The organism is Stenotrophomonas sp. WZN-1, from assembly GCF_002192255.1.
In the GTDB taxonomy this organism is placed as follows: Bacteria; Pseudomonadota; Gammaproteobacteria; order Xanthomonadales; family Xanthomonadaceae; genus Stenotrophomonas.
Window position 1 is genome coordinate 1,622,829 of the sequence record NZ_CP021768.1, and the last position, 15,326, is coordinate 1,638,154.

Below are 15,326 nucleotides of genomic sequence, written 5' to 3' on the forward strand. Positions count from 1 at the left end.
AGGGCGGCGCGTATACTCCGCCGAGGACGGCGCAGCATCCGCAGGGCATGCTTCCTGCAAGCGTGCCAGCCTAGGTGCAGCGGACTGCGCCGACATTGATCTGGATCAACGGCGGTGCGGCCCGGCTGGGGCACACTGCCGGCACGCTTTGGGTACCCCGATGAACGCAACACCACCGCCTGTTCTTCCCGTCGCCTCGCCCGAGTTGTGCACCGAGCAGGAAGTGACCCGCCTGGTGCACGACTTCTATGCGCGCGTGCGCGAGGAAGAGCGGTTGGGGCCGGTATTCGAGGCGCACGTCCACGACTGGCCGGAGCATCTGGCGCAGCTGGTCGATTTCTGGTCGGCGATGCTGCGCGGTACCCGCCGCTTCAAGGGCTCGCCGATGTCCAAGCACATGGCCATCGAGCTGGACAAGGATCTGTTCGATCGCTGGCTGGTGCTGTTCCGGATCACCACCGCCGAGTGCAACAACCCGCCGATGCAGGAGCTGGCCAACGACGTGGCCGCGCGCATCGGTGACACCTTCTGGAAGCGCTACCAGATGCTGCGCTGGCCGCAGGTGGGCCTGCCGGTGCTGGGCATCCCTGCCAAGGATTGATCTGGGTCAAGGCGGCGCAGGCCGCCCGGCGCGATGCTGGCGGCATGGACACGTTCTCTCCCGCCGCCGGTGGCCTAGCCTGGACCTTCGACCCCGACCTGCTGCGCCGGCACGACCGGCCGGGCCCGCGCTACACCTCGTACCCGACCGCGCCGCATTTCCATGATGGCTTCGACGCGCCGGCACTGCGCCAGGCGATCGCCGACAGCAACCAACTGGCCCGCGCGCTGTCGTTGTACGTGCACGTGCCGTTCTGTTCCAGTCCCTGTTTCTACTGCGGCTGCAACCGGGTGATCACCCGCGATCGCGGCCGTGGCCACAGCTACGTCTCGCGTGTGCTGGCCGAGGCCGACCTGCTGGCGCCACAGTTCGAGGACGGCCGCGAGGTCATCCAGCTGCATCTGGGTGGCGGCACGCCGAACTTCCTTGATGCCGAGGCGATGACCACGCTGGTGGAGGGGCTGCGCCGGCGCTTCGATTTCAGCGATTCGCCGCAGCGCGATTTCTCGATAGAGCTCGATCCGCGCTTCATCGATACCCGCGACGTGGCCATGCTGGCGCGGCTGGGCTTCAATCGGGCCAGCCTGGGCGTGCAGGATTTCGATCCGCACGTACAGGAATCGATCAACCGCATACAGGGCGTGCAGCAGACGCTGGACATCCTGCGCGCGTGCCGCGACAGCGGCATGCGCTCGGTCAACGTCGACCTGATCTATGGGTTGCCGGGGCAGAGCCTTGAAGGATTCGGCCGCACCCTGGAACGAGTGCTGGCATTGCGACCGGATCGCCTGGCGGTGTATGGCTACGCACACCTGCCGCATCTGTTCCGTGCGCAGAAGCAGATCGACGAGAGCCGGCTGCCTTCGCCGGAAGACAAGCTGGCGCTGCTGGGCCTGGCGGTGGAGAGGCTCTCGTCGGCCGGCTACCAGTACATCGGCATGGATCACTTTGCGTTGCCGGAAGAGGATCTGTCGCGTGCGCAGCGTGCCGGCCAGCTGCATCGCAATTTCATGGGCTATACCACCCACGCCGATACCGATCTGCTCGGCCTGGGCGTGAGTGCAATCAGCCACATCGGTGCGACCTACAGCCAGAATCCGCGCGACCTGCCGTCGTGGGAGGACGCGGTGGACCAGGGCCAGCTGCCGGTCTGGCGCGGAGTGGCGCTGAGCGCCGACGACCAGTTGCGCGCCGAACTCATCCAGCAGCTGATGTGCCAGGGCGAGGTGGACGGTGCCGTGCTGGGCCAACGCCATGGCGTCGATTTCGAACAGTACTTCGCCGAAGACCTGCGTTCGGTGCAGCGACTGCAGGACGACGGCTTGGCTGAATACCGCGACGGTGTGGTGCGCGCCAGCGAGCCGGGGCGGCCGCTGCTGCGGCTGCTGGCGATGTGCTTCGACCCGTACCTGCGTGCCGCCCACGAGCAGCCGCGTTACTCGCGTGCGATCTGAGGTTTCGTCGCAAAAGCCTTGGTGCCCGGAGCCGGAATCGAACCGGCATGGGGTTGCCCCCGGCGGATTTTAAGTCACACGATCCATCGTAAGATACTGATTCGCAAGCGACAGCTACTGAACAATTTCCATGATTCTGAGGTATAGGCTGCACAACAACTGCACAGTATCAGGCCATCTTTTTGATGGCGTCTGACAGGTGTTCCGGCGACAAGTGGGCGTAGCGCCTAGTCATCGCCATAGAGCTATGCCCAAGCACCTCAGATACCGTGTGCAGTGGAACTCCAGCCTGGACGAGCCATGAGGCGCACGTGTGCCTCAAATCATGCCAGCGGACGTGCTGCAGGCCACACGCCTCGCGCGCCTTGGCCCACGAATCCCGAACCTGATCGTCTGATGCGCCCAGCGGGAGCCGGGCCGCGATACCTGCAACCTTGGGATGCAGCGGGACCATCTGGAGCGTCCGAGTCTTGCTGGTGCGGTCCAGGTGGATGAACCCACCGCGCACGTCATGGGCTGTCAGGCGGAGTAGATGCCCGCGCCGGATGCCTGTGTATGCTGCCAGACGTACGTAGTCGCCCGCTGAAGCGTTGGGGCATGCCCTTGCCAGCGCCTCGACCTGATCGAGCGTCAGGAACGTTTCGCGGGGCTTCTCCGGCAGCAGGCCAATCGCAGCAGGCCGTTCCAGCCACCCCCATTCGCGCCACGCCATCCGGCTGATCTGCCGCAGGATGCGCCCCTTGTGGTTTACCGTGGCGGGGGCCTTCCCAATCTCCGCCGCCTTGATCTCAGCCCATACCTGGGCAATCTCCTTCATCTTTCGACCAGCCACGTATGGCATGAGTGCCCTGATATGGGCCTTGGTCTTGGCCTGTGAGCCAAGGCGGGGAACATGATCCGTTAGGAACTTCTCCACGCCCTCAGGGATCATCCGTTCCGGCTCTCGACCAGCCGCAACGTCCTTGATTGCGGCGAGGTACTTGCGTTCGTACTCTTTCGCGTCTTTGAACGACCAGTGTCGAGAAGTCTTGCGATGCGTTCTTCCGCCGTATCCGACGGTAACTTGATAGTGGCCATTGGCACGCTTGGTGACTGGCATTGGGTCTTTACCTTGCACTTGCCCAGCCATACGGCTAGGTCTACTGGATGGATGCGATCCGACTTCTTCCCCTGACCTAGCCGACACGCAGCCAGCTCGCCTATGTCGATGGCGCGCCGAAGTGTCCGAGGATGGCAGGCACAGTGCTCTGCAGCCTGCGCGAGGGTCATCAGCTTCTCAGCGGCGCTCACGGATATGCGCTCCATTTCTGCCCAGGCTCATTACTGCCCGAACATTCATTGCGGTGATCGTTGGCCTTGGGACAGCGCTTATTCCTGCATGTAGGGCAAAGGACCATACGAATTTCATTCAGATTGAGTGGACGCTTGTCTCTGCATGTATGGCACCAGCAATGATCGCGCTCAGCGTCATCCGCGCAACCGTCTACCTCAAGGGCCACGGTCGACTTGATCGCCCCAGTCGCAATGTTGAGGCGCCTACCCAGATCAAGCAACATGGTCAGTTGCTGGGCGTTTTCCGCAACAAGCTCATCCCGCTGGCACTCCAGGTCGCCGATGCGTGCGGCCATCTCATAGCCCACCTCCGTCAGCATCTCGATGCCGTTCCCTGCCGCTGCGTCGATGAACTTCTCGTAGAATGAGCGGCCTTCGCTGCGCCTCTGGAAGGACAGCTCTTCCTCCAGTGCCTCGATGCGCTGTTCAAGGTCGCCGTAAGCTGGTTTTGAGTTAGTCATTGTTTACCTCCGGCCTTGCAGCGAGCATGGCATCCCATGCGCGTGCGCCAAGAACCTTCAATGTGCCAGGGCCGCATCTCTTGGCTAGCTCGACGCGGATCATAGATGCCTCAATCATCGCCTCAGTAGGCTCTGCCGGAACCAGCACGTAGCCCTCGGGTGCCTCAAACTCTGCGATCACCGACAGAACTCGGCCCTCGTCGTCCTGGCGGGTGACTGCCACGGCTTGGCCTGCCTCGTTGCGGGTCACGACCACATGGCCCTCGGGCGGCGTGAGAGCGGCGATGATGGCGCGCATATCGGGGCTGTTGTCCATTCCGCCATTCTCGATAACTTCAACCATGTAGGTCGCGAAGCTATCGGGAGCGCCGAAATCGATCCTTTTTCTCCACTCCGCAGCCAGCATCTCCCGCGCCCTCTGTTCAACGTCCATCGTCGGTCTCCTTCGGCGGCTCGGGGAGGGGCATCCAGTGGGTGGGGCTATGCTCATACTCGCCGTCACCCCAATGCCCGTCCCAATATCTGGGCGTATCCGTCCAATAGCTGCTTACCTCGTACGATCCAGTCCTAGCGTCATAGATCAGAATCTCTGTCCCATCCCTCGGCGCGCTGCTGATCGGCTTCCAGGTCATGCGGTCCTCCGATACTCGCTGAGGGCGTGCCGAAGCATTTCCTGTGTCCCGATCAAATTGGAAACCGCTCCGTGGACATTGACCCCGTCCTGGCTAGCCGCGTCCATCAGCGACAGGGCGTCGAGATGGGCCTGAACTGCATTCGCGAGTGAATCTGATGCAGAAATCGTGCGGTCCTCCATTGCAGCGGTGAGCAGCTGGTCAGCCATGGGTCGGCTCCGGCTCGCTTTCTCCGTGGGCGTCAGCCTCACGCAAAAGGCGCAGAAGCTCATCCATATCCACCTTGTCGGGCTTCATACCAAGGTGGGCAGCAATCTGGCTACGCATTACCTCGGCCCTCTCCAGATGGGCTAGGCGAGCGCGTAGGTCCTTTAGCCGTTGTAGCCAACGCCGCATTTCATAGTGCCCATTTGTGCCGTTCTGTCGGTCACGCATGCCGTCTCTGAACTCGGTGACATGCTCAACAACATCTACCGGCAGAGAGTGCAGGTGCGTGCTAATAGCGACCTTCGCATCTGTGATCGCATCCTCCAGTGAGGCCTGACCTTTGGTCCACCGACTGAACCAGCTCATTTGCCCACCGCCTTGTCGATCAGGGCCTTCACGTCATCGAAGCGAACCCAATTGCCTTCGACAGCATCTTCCATCCCGCTATAAGGCCAAGGGTTCTCAAACAATTGATGGTCGAACCGCTGCAACTGCCCCAGGTCCACGGCCTGCGCGGGCGAGCGGAACAGCGGCACCGGCTGTTCGTCATCCTCGCAGTAGGCGGCAGCCTCAGCGGCGGTCGGGAACAGCATCGGCTCGTCGTGGTGGGTCATCCACGCAACCGGCTCCCCCACCGGCTGGCGGGCGTCTATGGCCTGCGCGGGCTTCTCGGCGAGCTGATAGCTAACCATCTGCAAGACAGTGGTCGCCCCGGTCTCGCCATCAGACTCATGTCCGAACACTTGGGTGTGTATACCTTCGGCAAGTTCTTCGATCTGGTTGACGTATGCAATGGCATCTGCGAAACCGCCGGGGAAGCGGTCGTCCACCAGCTGGCGGGCGGCGAGTGCGGCTTCCAGCGCGTCGCGTGCCTCATGTACCCAACGGCTGCCGTCGTCGTGGCCTGCCCACCTGGCGAGCACACTGGCAGCGGCATCGACCATGGCCGGGGTGATTGCATCCCCCTGACCACCCGGGGAGGGCTGGGCGGAGAGGGCGGCATTCTCCAGGTGCAGTCGTTCGGCCTCGGCCCAGCCCTCACGCGCCCACGTTTCCCACGTCACCGGCCACAGCGGGCCGCAGCCATTCGGGCACGGCTCCGTCTTGCTGTCGCCAGCAGTCACGGTGCCGCTGTGCATGTTGAGGTTCGACCGCGCAAGCTGGAACTGGCACTTCGCACAGCGCACGATGCCCGGAACCAGGTCGGAACGCTGATCCCCCAGCCTCACCCTCCCACCGGGCTGCACGTCCGCCAGGGTCTTGTTGTCGGTGGTCATGCGGATGCTCCCATTGCGGCGTCGATGGCCTTTCGGGCCTCGCGGATCATGCCGAAGGTGATCGGGCAATCTTCTTCCGGATAGCTAACCTTGGAGTTATCCGGCTCAGATGCCTCTGTCAATTCGCTGCAGAACTCTTCCTCCACGGCGCTGACCAAAACCTTCATTGCTGGCAACCAAGAGCGGATCCATTCCACCTCAGCGCGCAGGCGGGCTACCTCTGCCTCGTGCTCGGAGTGGAGGACGTAGTCGCCGTCAGAATCACGCTCCATCCCCCAATCGGTCACGTGGTTGAACCTAGTGATCTCGTTGCTCATGGCTCACCTCAGAATGGGATCGAGTCGTCGTCGAAGTCGCTGACCGGCGCCTGCTGCTGCGGCCGCTCGCTCTGCTCCTGACCGCCTCGGCGGGAGCTGGTGCCGCCTGACTGGCCTTCCTGCTTGCCGCCGAGTAGCGTCACGTCCTTCACGTCTAGCGTCACGTAGGTCTTGCCGTCGTGTTCGCGGGTGCCGATCTCGCCGACCACGCCCAGGCGATCACCCTTGCGGATGTGTTCGGCCAGCTTCTGACCACGATCACCCCACAAGGTGCAGTCCAGCCAGACGGTCTGCTTGTTGTCACCGAATCCACGATCCACGGCCAGAGCCCAGCCGGTGACGGCCTTGCCTGCCTGAGTGAAGCGGGTAACGGCATCACGGCCAATGCGGCCTACAGCGGAGAAGTTGTTCATCAGGCGGCTTCCTGTTCGGCAGTGGGGCGGTACTTGGTGAATTCGGCGGACTTCATGATTTCGCGCTGCTTGGTCGTGAACGGGCCGCCCTTGGAGGGAGCAACCCACAGGCCGCGCATGGTGTCCTGGTCAAGCTCGTACCAAGCTTCAGCAGCTTTCACGTAGTCGCCTGAGTCGAGTCCGTCGCGAATTGCCTCGATGCTTTCGGCATTCGCCTCGCACAGTTCCTCGCACTTAATGCGGCGGATTTCCTCGGCTGTCGGCTGGTCGTCTGCCTGTTCCGGCTCTGCCTGATACCCCGACTCCAGAGCCACCTTCGCCCACAGTTCGTAGGCAAGGCCGAAGGTCAGTGCGGCAGCGAGGCAGACGCCGCGACGGTGCGTGTCGGTGATATCGCGGGCAGTGATCTTCTGCATCGGGATCGCCGCGTTCCGGCTGTCCATCACTGCCTGCGGGACTTCCGGCGTCACCGTTCCATCCACATGGCGGAATCGGATCAGCAGGTATGCCCCGACGGGGGCCTCATGCAGGATGGCGCCACTATGGTTCGGCACCGATTCCGGCAACCAGCCCGGAGCATGCTCGCGCAGCAGGTTCAAGGTCCGGGACCAGTTGATGTAGGAAGCCTGGAACGAGCCGCCGACGATCTTCTCGACCAGTTCAGCGGTAGCCACGCCAGCAAGGTTAGGAATGTCTGCCATGTCGTTACCTGTCGTCAGTCTCGTAGTGGCCGTCCAGGGCTTCCTGTCGGGCGTATTCCTCGCCGTCCTCGTCAGTCATGGGCGGCATCGCTATCGGGGTTTTCTGCCACTCGTCCATCGGTGCCTCTATGTAGGTGCCAGCGCTTGTGAGCGACAGGGCAGGGGATTGGGTGGAGGGGCCGGATTCGAACCGGCTCCAGGTTGCGTGTGACCCACCACGCCGCCCTCCGTAGAACTCAGCCCCGCTCGGTGGTGAGCGGCGACTGCTTGAATCGGTCGTTTCGCTTCTTGCGGATGATGTGCAGCTCGTCGTAGATGAAGAACGCATCGATCAGGGCGACAAGTAGTGCGCAGGCCGTGATGTAATACGCCTCGTACTTGTAGGTGAACCACGCTGCCCAGCAGAGGAAGACGATCAGGCCGATGCACGAAGCCAGTACCATGTAGTGCGCCTTCATTCCTCATCCCCCTGTGCGCAAATACCGTGGTTCGTCTCGTCGGCGTCTACCTCGTCGCCCAGCGGATCGGGCTTCGGGATGGCGGGGAAGAGGCGGTCAAGTTCGGAGTTCGGCGTCATGCTCCCTCCGGATCTGCAGGAAGTGACTGCCAATGGGTCGGGCGGCTTCCGCGAAGTGCAAACGGGCCAAGCTTGTTATCAGTTACACACCACATCCCATTGAGGTCGGAATTTCCATCGTCCTCATCCCGCTCTTCGTCGGATGCGTCGTCCTGCAACCACGCAACGAACTGCTGCCCTCCTGCGTAGATGAGTACGGGGGTGTTCTTTGGCGCAGTAGAAATCGGATTCCAGGTAGTCACGACACAACTCCATTAACGATGAGTGCCAGCTTCGTCAGCACGTAGGCCGCGATCAGCGCCATTGCTGCCAGCGGGGCGTAGGGGGAGCGGAGGAAGCGGCTCATGGGCGCGGCTCCAAGCTTTGATGCGGGCGTATCTCAGCCGGCCCTGCTACATCGACAAACCCAAGAAGCGAATCCGTCCACATATTCTTGTGCCAGTACCATGTCGGCATGTTCTGGAACCAAGTCCACCGGCCGTCGCTATCAAGAACAAGCCATTGGGCCCACTCCGGTGCATCCTTCCAATCCGGCTTCATTTCAAATTCTCCAGCGCATCCAGCAGCGCGTCGGCTTGATCTGCTGCAAACCTGGCGACCTCTTGATTGCTCCAGCCGCAGATATCAGGATCAGAGTTGCCAAGAATTCCTTGCATCGCCATCGCCGCAAAAAGCTCGCGCTTGGTCAGGCCAATACCCCCGTTAATCGAGTATTTGCACGGATAAGCACTGCTATCTCCGCGTTTCATCACGCTGCCCCCTTCGGCCCGTGGCCCAGGTTCATGCGCTGGCGGCGGGCGCGTTCGTACAGTTCGCCCTGCTTCTCGTAGCTGCATCCGGCCTCCATGAACTCGCGCACCACAGCGCGCTCATCCATGTGGTTCGTGTTGGCAAGCCAGCGGATGTTGCCAAGGCGACGCAGCGCGTCACCGTCCTGCGGGAACGTCAAGGTACTCATGCCGCGCTCCTTACTTCGGATTGGCTTGCCTCGTTCTGCGCCACTTCCTCGCGGGCCTTGTCTTCGGCCCACTCGCGCAGGATCGGGTTGATGTAGGACTGCAGGTCGGACGCCAGCGCGTTGGCTGCGTCGGCGATGCCACGGTCGGTCTCGGTGTTGCGGTAGGCGCAGAGGAAGACCCAGGTAGCCCGGACGTGATCCTCACCGTCGCCGTAGGCCATGAACTCCTTCACCGCCTCAACGATCTTTTCGTCGTCGCGCTGGTACTCGGCCAGAAGCTCGGCGGCTCGCTCGGCGATATGCACCTCGCGCGGATCACGGAAATCCTCTTCCGAGTCGCGCCGGGAAATGTGCCAGTCGGCGTTCATGCGGCACCGCCTTTGACGCGGGCGAGGGCGTTCGGGGTGATCCGCCAGTGCAGCTCAGCATCAGCAGCTGCGCCGCACTCGCGCCAGGACGGCGCCACGGCTACTCGCTCAACTTCGCCGGCACGCTCCGCCTTTTTCAGTGCCGCACGGACCTGGGCTGTGGTTGCAGGGCGGAGGTGGGATCGGATGACGCTCGTAGAACGCGGGATGTTGAACTCCGCGACAACGCGCCGGGCCTCAAAGCCGCCGCCGAACGAGCACAGCGTCACCATGGCGGCCAGCACATCGACAGGGGCGCTCATACCTCACCCGCCTTACCAGCAGCGATCAGCTCACCTTCCAGCGGAAGACCGAAAGCGCCACGAACCATCTTGTTAAAGCGCTCGCGCTGGGCGTCCCATGCGGCGTCCCATGCGGCGTCCCGTGCGGCGGCCCATGCGGCGTCCCATGCGGCGTCCCGTGCGGCGGCCCATGCGGCGGCCCGTGCGGCGTCCCATGCGGCGTCCCATGCGGCGTCCCGTGCGGCGGCCCATGCGGCGGCCCGTGCGGCGTCCCATGCGGCGTCCCGTGCGGCGGCCCATGCGGCGGCCCATGCGGCGGCCCGTGCGGCGGCCCGTGCGGCGGCCCGTGCGGCGGCCCATGCGGCGGCCCGTGCGGCGGCCCGTGCGGCGGCCCGTGCGGCGGCCCATGCGGCGGCCCGTGCGGCGGCCCATGCGGCGGCCCGGAGCGACTCATCACCCGTGGTCAGATACTGCCGAACCACTTCTGGCGCATCCCACAACTCGATGGCCTGCAGAGCAGACCAGCGTGCGAACTCGCGCATCAGCGGCTCGGCGTCAATGCGCTTGATGATCCGGCGCTCGCTGGCAGCCACCTTGTCATCACCGCGAACGATGGCTCCGCTCAGCTCGACCAAGCACAGGGTGTTGCCCGGCGCGTACTGCAGGGCGTCGAATGCGTCGATGCTTGCATGCAGGCCCTGGGCGCACAGTTCAACGTCGCCGTCGTGTACCAGCAGCTCGCCGTCAGCCGGGACCGGCCGACCGTCGCGGAGGGTGTCGGCGACGAAGTGGAATGCGGTGAGGACTTCCTGGCTCATCTCGATCTCCAAGCCCCGGCCCGGGATGGGCTGTGGTGTGGCGTTGGGAGAACAATAGGCGCACCTATGGAGATGCGCAATAGGCCAGCCTATATTTCAGGGCATAAAATTCTGAACAGATAACTTTTTGTTCAGAATCAAAGAGCGGTGGTCACCACGTGTGGCATGTTGTCATGCCTTCGAAGCTATTGCAGGTCGTGGTCGTTGGGACCGGCCTGGTTTGGCGCTGTAGCTGCTGCTGCCGTTGAAGCTCGAGATATGCGTCAGCCGCTTGACCAATCCTCTGGCGCATCGATGGCTTAGGCTCCGGCGCAGGAGGTTGGGGTGTTGCTGCTTTCGCCTGCATAAAGCCGATGCGGGCCTCGGCAATCTTGATGTACATGTCTGCCGGAGCGCATGTCTCCGAGCGGCGCTCCAGCTCAGGCCTAACGCTATCCTTCACTTCCTGGCTACCAGTGATCATGCCGACAGCCATCGCGATGCAAAGTTCATCGCTAGGAACAGCCTGAATGCCATCTGCCGCATTTGCGCTAGCGGCAGAGAGCAGGGCCAGCGCGATCAGTTTCACTTTGTGTCCTCCGCCAGCCTAGCGAGGACTCCGTCAGTGTCCTCAACCTGGAAAGGACCTGAGCTAACAAGAGGCTGTGCATCAGACTCAAACGCAAGCGTTTTGCTGAGCGGAATCAGCTGCATGACCTGGTCGAAGTTGCTGATTGCAAAGAACGCGGGATCCTCGCCTTCTCTGGGGAAGCACTGGACCTTGGAGGGAATGGGGACTCCGTCCGTAATGATCTTGATATCAAACTGTCCCGCCGCGCGGCACTCCTTCTTGGTCTTGATGACCCACACGCAAGCGCCGCCAGATTCCTTACAGGTCACACCAAACTGGTTTCCATGCTTATCCATGGTCGAGGCCGCCCTGAATCCGGAAGCCGAGTCAGGCTTCCAGTTCCCGGCCTGCGCAGTTGCAGATGCAAGCACAGCAATGGCAAACAAGCTCAAGCGCATCATGACGCACACTCCCTGTTAGTCGAACGTTGATGAAATAAGACCGGCATCCTCAAACGAGATGCCCTCTCGAATGCAGTCCTCTGCCCGCTCCATGTTCCTGTGCAACGCAACTAGGTGGTCATCATCAAGTTGTTCAATACCCGCCAAGCCAAAGCATGCTTGATCGATGATGACTTGGGTGGCTCGGCCTCTCCTCCACCGGATGTGGCGGATCATCTTGCAATGCGACTCCCTCGTAATGGCATCAAGCCCCAGCGGGGGAGGGTGACACTCGACCAGTCGCAGTCCGGGGCGCCTACGCGACCCCAACCTTTCGGACAACTTGCTTTCCAGCAGATCCACGATCCTGCTTACCCGATCCTCGTCCATCGCCCCTCTCCAATCTCTTAGCTACCAGGTCAATGACCGTGGCCGTGAACGCCACGTTCGCCTCTTGGCTTGGATTGACAGGCATCTGATCGAGCAGGGCATAGACCTCGGCAAACACGTCCGCGTCTTCCACCGGGTCAAAAGCTACCCCGCGCCGCTCGAAGACAGTCCTTAGAATCTTCGCCGTCTCAGCAATCTTAGAGACGTCCATTCGCACAGGCTGAGAAGCTTCCGCGTCCCGGTTGAACCAGTCAGATCCGGTCATGATCCACTCGGGGGTAACGCCAAGGTAGCGGGCTGCTGCGATGAGGTTGTCCGCCATGATCATCTGGGTGGCGGGCTTGGACTCGTTGTCGTTGAACCATTGGGAAATGGACGGCTGCGCCTTCCCACAGGCCTTTGCGAGCCCAGTCTTTGTAAGGCCTCGCGCCCTCCCTTCACGGAGGACCGCCTCGATTCGTTCTGCCCAAGGTTCCATTAGGCAAGCCTACTGAAAAGAAAAATAGGCGAGCCTATTGACACGGCCATAGGTGAGCCTATACTCGCGTCATGGACAGCCAAAAGCTCATCGCCGCACTGGGTGGAACGGCAGCAGTTGCTCGCCTTTTCGATATCAAGCCGCCGTCTGTTAGCGAGTGGAAGCAGGAGGGCCGGGGAATTCCTAAGGCCCGCCTGCAAACGCTCCGCCTGCTGCGTCCTGACCTGTTCCAGTCCCTGGAAGGGGAGCAAGACCGTGCTGCGTAACTGATCCATCTCTCTCTCGGCTCGTTCCCTCGTGGGACGGGCCTTCTTTTTCGCCTTAGCCCTCGTGTTAACGGAAGTGAACGGATGAAAACGGACGTAATCCAGCGTGAAATCCCAGTGCTATCAAGCCTCCCGCAGCCTCGGATGGCTGACGAGAAGACGGTGCGTATGTGTGAGTCCGAGGAAGACGCCATCGCGGTTGGCATCGTCCTCAGCGGCCTGACGCAGGCCGAGATTGCCGCCCGCATGGGCATCAGCAAGGTCTACCTGACCCTGATGAAGCAGGGCCAGCGAACCATGACCGTGAAGATGCTCTCCCGCTTTTGCTCGGCTACTGGCTGGAACGTCGTTCGCCAGTACCGGGATCTCCAGATGGCGCTGCGCGTCGCTACCGGCACCCCGCGTGAGGTGGACCGGATTGCGCAGATCGCCTCCCACACCATGAGGAAAGTCGCGTGAGTGCTGATGAATTCGACCGCGCCAGCGAGCGCGAAACCGAGGAGCGTGAGCTGGCAATTCTGGCCCACGTTAACCGTCCTGTATCCGCGCCTCCGGTCTGCTCCGAGTGCGAGGAACACCCCTGCCACGTGGCAAGCAATGGCGTCGTGTTCCGGTTCTGCTCTGGCTGCAGCGAGGAGTACCTGTGCAACGAGGAGCATCAGCGGAGCCGTCACTAATGAAGCACATCGCCAGGGCCATGGACGGCCTGCCCATTCCTGACATTGAGGAACTGCTGGCTGCCCCTCCGCTCACCGAGGTGGAACTGGCGCAATTCAACTCTCTGCGTGCTGCCGAAATGGCGCGAGCAGAAAAGCGGCGCATGCCTTCGCCGCAGCTTGACCTTGGGGAGGTCGCGTAATGGCCCGCATTCGGACTATCAAGCCGGAATTTTTCACCAGCGAGGACATTTGCGCACTGTCCCCTATGGCTCGCCTGCTGTACGTCGCGCTGTGGTGCGAGGCGGACAGGGAGGGGCGCCTCACCTGGAAGCCGCGCACGTTCAAGCTGCGCTATTTCCCGGCTGATGACTGCGACATTGACGCGTTGGCACGCGAGCTTGTCGCGTCGGGACTCGTCATTCCTTACGGCGATGGCTTCGCATTCATCCCCAAGTTTGCCGCCCATCAGCACATCAATCCGCGTGAAACGGCATCTTCACTGCCAGAACCTGACGCGTCAGAACGCGTCAGTGACGCGTCTCTACGTGTCAGTGACACGCAGGGAGGAAGGGAAGGGAAAGGAAGGGAAGGGAAGGAACACGCGTCAGGTGACGCGACACGCAAGCGGGCACCCTCGAAAAGCGTTCTTCCCGCTGACTTCGGAATCTCGGCACGTGTCCGGTCATGGGCATCCGAGAAGGGGCACGACCGACTGGAGCAACACCTGGAATCCTTCCGGGCCAAAGCCACGGCGAAGGGGTACACCTACGCCGACTGGGACGCTGCGTTCATGGAGGCCATCCGGGAGAACTGGGCGAAGCTGCCGACCAAGGTCGTACAGCTGCACCAGGCTGGCGGCGGGAGGCGTGAGCTGTGAGCGACGTGACCCCCGCCTTCGCAGAAGAGGCAGTGCTGGGTGGCCTGCTGCTGGAGAACCTGCGATTCCACGACATTGCCCCGCTGATTGGCGCCGACCATTTCACCTCGCGGCAGCGGTCGGAGCTGTTCGGCCTGATTCGCGACCGTGTGCTGGCTGGCGAGGATGCGGACGCGGTGACCATCGGCGAGTTGTCGCCGGATCACTTCGACATGGCCCTAAGTCTGGCGGCGAACGTGCCCAGCGCGTCGTCGGTGGTCCTGTACGCCCGGATCGTCCGCGAGAACTGGCGCCGTCGTGAGGCGGTGCAGGCTGGCCTGCAGCTGGTGTCCAGCGCCAAGGCTGGCGAGGAGGACGCGGTGGACGTGGCGGTGGCGAAGCTGCTCTCGCTGAACGCGACCGTGGCCGACTGCGAGTTCACCGGCAAGCAGGCGATGCAGCAGGCGTGGAAGGAAGTTGTACGCACTCACGAGAACGGGGGGAACCTCCCGGGCATCACTACCGGCCTGAAGGCCCTGGATGAGATTCTTGGCGGCTGGCACGACTCCGACCTTACGGTGGTAGGGGGTCGTCCTGCGATGGGCAAGACGGCGTTCCTAGGCGGTTTGGTGGAGGCTGCCGCTTCGGTCGGAAAGCGACCCGGCGTTATCAGCGCAGAACAGCCCGCCGTGCAGTTGGCACTACGTCGCCTGTCGATGGTTTCCTCGGTGTCGGCAAGCAGTCTGCGCTCGGGCCAGTTCAACGACGAGGACTGGGGCCTGATGCAGGCGGGCATGGCAAAGGCTCTGCCGCGTGACATGTGGATCTATGACCGGTCCGCCGTGACGTTGGACGAACTGATTGGCGTTGCCCGGAAGTGGAAGCACGCCAATGACATTGGGATCTTGTTCATCGACTACGCCCAGCGCATCCGCGTTCCGCGAGCCGACCGCATCACCGAGGTGTCGCTGGTCGCGCAGGGCATGAAGGATCTGGCCCGCTCGCTGAACATTCCGGTGGTGTCTCTGGCCCAGGTCGTGAAGGGTGTCGAGACGCGCAACGACAAGCGCCCGAACGCTGGCGACCTTGCCAACAGTGACGAGCTGACCCGCGAGGCGGATCAGATCCTGATGCTGTACCGCGATGAAGTTTACAACCGCGACTCGCCGGACAAGGGCGTGGCTGAGGTTCTGATCGAAAAGAACCGCCACGGGCCGACCGGGTTCAAGAAGGTCGCTTTCCTGAGCGAAACGATGCGGTTCGCCGACCTTGGGAGGGACTTCTGATGCC

General features: G+C 62.4%; 25 protein-coding genes. 6 read left to right on the plus strand and 19 right to left on the minus strand.

Features of this window, described 5'->3' with window-relative positions:
- Nucleotides 1–160 precede the first annotated feature (160 nt).
- A complete protein-coding gene (locus CCR98_RS07575; protein WP_014036652.1) occupies nt 161–601 on the plus strand; it encodes a group III truncated hemoglobin in 441 nt (146 codons plus the stop codon).
- 44 nt (nt 602–645) lie between these two features.
- Nucleotides 646–2,055: an oxygen-independent coproporphyrinogen III oxidase gene (gene hemN, locus CCR98_RS07580; protein ID WP_087924158.1), complete on the plus strand. Its 1,410-nt coding sequence runs from the start codon at nt 646–648 to the stop codon at nt 2,053–2,055.
- Nucleotides 2,056–2,224: 169 nt separating this feature from the next.
- Here hemN and CCR98_RS07585 read toward each other — a convergent pair whose 3' ends face one another.
- The 19 genes from CCR98_RS07585 to CCR98_RS07680 all read right to left on the minus strand — a co-directional run bounded on the left by CCR98_RS07585 (nt 2,225) and on the right by CCR98_RS07680 (nt 12,255).
- Complete coding sequence (locus CCR98_RS07585; RefSeq protein WP_087922112.1) at nt 2,225–3,154, minus strand: site-specific integrase; 930 nt, start codon at nt 3,152–3,154, stop codon at nt 2,225–2,227.
- 187 nt (nt 3,155–3,341) lie between these two features.
- The gene (locus CCR98_RS07590) at nt 3,342–3,848 is read right to left on the minus strand and encodes a hypothetical protein (protein WP_087922113.1); all 507 of its coding nucleotides are present in this window, start codon (nt 3,846–3,848) and stop codon (nt 3,342–3,344) included.
- Nucleotides 3,841–4,281, minus strand: coding sequence for a hypothetical protein (locus CCR98_RS07595; protein WP_087922114.1), 441 nt, complete (start codon nt 4,279–4,281; stop codon nt 3,841–3,843). The genes CCR98_RS07590 and CCR98_RS07595 overlap by 8 nt, the downstream gene beginning before the upstream one ends.
- 195 nt (nt 4,282–4,476) lie before the next feature.
- Nucleotides 4,477–4,689: a hypothetical protein gene (locus CCR98_RS07605; protein WP_087922116.1), complete on the minus strand. Its 213-nt coding sequence runs from the start codon at nt 4,687–4,689 to the stop codon at nt 4,477–4,479.
- Nucleotides 4,682–5,053, minus strand: coding sequence for a hypothetical protein (locus CCR98_RS07610; protein ID WP_087922117.1), 372 nt, complete (start codon nt 5,051–5,053; stop codon nt 4,682–4,684). The genes CCR98_RS07605 and CCR98_RS07610 overlap by 8 nt, the downstream gene beginning before the upstream one ends.
- A complete protein-coding gene (locus tag CCR98_RS07615) occupies nt 5,050–5,964 on the minus strand; it encodes a hypothetical protein (protein ID WP_087922118.1) in 915 nt (304 codons plus the stop codon). The genes CCR98_RS07610 and CCR98_RS07615 overlap by 4 nt, the downstream gene beginning before the upstream one ends.
- The gene (locus tag CCR98_RS07620; RefSeq protein WP_087922119.1) at nt 5,961–6,281 is read right to left on the minus strand and encodes a hypothetical protein; all 321 of its coding nucleotides are present in this window, start codon (nt 6,279–6,281) and stop codon (nt 5,961–5,963) included. The genes CCR98_RS07615 and CCR98_RS07620 overlap by 4 nt, the downstream gene beginning before the upstream one ends.
- An 8-nt stretch (nt 6,282–6,289) precedes the next feature.
- The gene (locus CCR98_RS07625; RefSeq protein WP_087922120.1) at nt 6,290–6,694 is read right to left on the minus strand and encodes a single-stranded DNA-binding protein; all 405 of its coding nucleotides are present in this window, start codon (nt 6,692–6,694) and stop codon (nt 6,290–6,292) included.
- The gene (locus CCR98_RS07630; protein ID WP_157721507.1) at nt 6,694–7,395 is read right to left on the minus strand and encodes a hypothetical protein; all 702 of its coding nucleotides are present in this window, start codon (nt 7,393–7,395) and stop codon (nt 6,694–6,696) included. Before CCR98_RS07630 ends, CCR98_RS07625 begins: the two co-directional genes overlap by 1 nt.
- Nucleotides 7,396–7,631: 236 nt before the next feature.
- Nucleotides 7,632–7,853: a hypothetical protein gene (locus CCR98_RS07635; protein ID WP_087922122.1), complete on the minus strand. Its 222-nt coding sequence runs from the start codon at nt 7,851–7,853 to the stop codon at nt 7,632–7,634.
- Nucleotides 7,850–7,972, minus strand: a complete 123-nt coding sequence (locus CCR98_RS21380) for a hypothetical protein (RefSeq protein ID WP_269767704.1) — start codon at nt 7,970–7,972, stop codon at nt 7,850–7,852. The genes CCR98_RS07635 and CCR98_RS21380 overlap by 4 nt, the downstream gene beginning before the upstream one ends.
- 536 nt (nt 7,973–8,508) lie before the next feature.
- Nucleotides 8,509–8,721, minus strand: coding sequence for a hypothetical protein (locus tag CCR98_RS07640; protein ID WP_087922123.1), 213 nt, complete (start codon nt 8,719–8,721; stop codon nt 8,509–8,511).
- Nucleotides 8,721–8,930: a hypothetical protein gene (locus tag CCR98_RS07645; RefSeq protein WP_087922124.1), complete on the minus strand. Its 210-nt coding sequence runs from the start codon at nt 8,928–8,930 to the stop codon at nt 8,721–8,723. The genes CCR98_RS07640 and CCR98_RS07645 overlap by 1 nt, the downstream gene beginning before the upstream one ends.
- The gene (locus CCR98_RS07650; RefSeq protein WP_087922125.1) at nt 8,927–9,298 is read right to left on the minus strand and encodes a hypothetical protein; all 372 of its coding nucleotides are present in this window, start codon (nt 9,296–9,298) and stop codon (nt 8,927–8,929) included. Before CCR98_RS07650 ends, CCR98_RS07645 begins: the two co-directional genes overlap by 4 nt.
- Nucleotides 9,295–9,600 (minus strand): hypothetical protein, encoded by a 306-nt coding sequence (locus tag CCR98_RS07655; RefSeq protein WP_087922126.1) that lies wholly within the window; start codon nt 9,598–9,600, stop codon nt 9,295–9,297. The genes CCR98_RS07650 and CCR98_RS07655 overlap by 4 nt, the downstream gene beginning before the upstream one ends.
- Complete coding sequence (locus tag CCR98_RS21190; RefSeq protein WP_198361068.1) at nt 9,597–10,397, minus strand: hypothetical protein; 801 nt, start codon at nt 10,395–10,397, stop codon at nt 9,597–9,599. Before CCR98_RS21190 ends, CCR98_RS07655 begins: the two co-directional genes overlap by 4 nt.
- A gap of 151 nt (nt 10,398–10,548) precedes the next feature.
- Nucleotides 10,549–10,965, minus strand: coding sequence for a hypothetical protein (locus tag CCR98_RS07665; RefSeq protein WP_087922127.1), 417 nt, complete (start codon nt 10,963–10,965; stop codon nt 10,549–10,551).
- Complete coding sequence (locus CCR98_RS07670; protein ID WP_087922128.1) at nt 10,962–11,408, minus strand: hypothetical protein; 447 nt, start codon at nt 11,406–11,408, stop codon at nt 10,962–10,964. Before CCR98_RS07670 ends, CCR98_RS07665 begins: the two co-directional genes overlap by 4 nt.
- A 295-nt stretch (nt 11,409–11,703) precedes the next feature.
- Nucleotides 11,704–12,255 carry a helix-turn-helix transcriptional regulator gene (locus tag CCR98_RS07680; protein WP_087922130.1) on the minus strand — a complete coding sequence of 184 codons (552 nt, stop codon included), beginning with the start codon at nt 12,253–12,255 and terminating at the stop codon, nt 11,704–11,706.
- A gap of 410 nt (nt 12,256–12,665) precedes the next feature.
- Here CCR98_RS07680 and CCR98_RS07690 point away from each other — a divergent pair, with 410 nt between their 5' ends.
- The 4 genes from CCR98_RS07690 (at nt 12,666) to CCR98_RS07710 (ending at nt 15,322) form a co-directional block, all read left to right on the plus strand.
- Nucleotides 12,666–12,980: a helix-turn-helix transcriptional regulator gene (locus tag CCR98_RS07690; RefSeq protein WP_155761113.1), complete on the plus strand. Its 315-nt coding sequence runs from the start codon at nt 12,666–12,668 to the stop codon at nt 12,978–12,980.
- Nucleotides 12,981–13,197: 217 nt separating this feature from the next.
- A complete protein-coding gene (locus CCR98_RS07700; protein ID WP_087922133.1) occupies nt 13,198–13,380 on the plus strand; it encodes a hypothetical protein in 183 nt (60 codons plus the stop codon).
- A complete protein-coding gene (locus CCR98_RS07705; protein WP_087922134.1) occupies nt 13,380–14,057 on the plus strand; it encodes a hypothetical protein in 678 nt (225 codons plus the stop codon). Before CCR98_RS07700 ends, CCR98_RS07705 begins: the two co-directional genes overlap by 1 nt.
- Complete coding sequence (locus CCR98_RS07710) at nt 14,054–15,322, plus strand: DnaB-like helicase C-terminal domain-containing protein (RefSeq protein ID WP_087922135.1); 1,269 nt, start codon at nt 14,054–14,056, stop codon at nt 15,320–15,322. The genes CCR98_RS07705 and CCR98_RS07710 overlap by 4 nt, the downstream gene beginning before the upstream one ends.
- Nucleotides 15,323–15,326: the final 4 nt, after the last annotated feature.